At 63.3% G+C, this 278-nt stretch carries 1 protein-coding gene; it reads left to right on the forward strand.

Annotated features, from left to right (window positions below; genetic code table 11):
- Nucleotides 1-278: efflux RND transporter permease subunit (locus AC1RPJ_RS08130; protein WP_481762901.1), on the forward strand; the 278-nt coding region annotated here is incomplete at both ends.

Consider the following 278-nt stretch of genomic DNA (forward strand, 5'->3'; position numbering starts at 1 on the left):
TTCCTGTTCCACCTGCGCAGCGCATTCGTCGCAATCCTGTCGCTGCCGCTCGGTGTGTTGGCCGCATTCATCGTGATGCGCTACCAAGGCGTGAGCGCGAACCTGATGTCGCTGGGCGGTATCGCGATCGCGATCGGCGCGATGATCGACGCGGCGATCGTGATGATCGAGAACGCGCACAAGCATCTTGAGGCCTACGAACATGCCCATCCTCGCGTGCCGATAAACGCAGCGCAGCGCTGGGAACTGATTGCCGCGTCCGCGGCGGAAGTCGGGCC

Source organism: Dellaglioa sp. CoH-57-MRSF-17 (genome assembly GCF_056782015.1).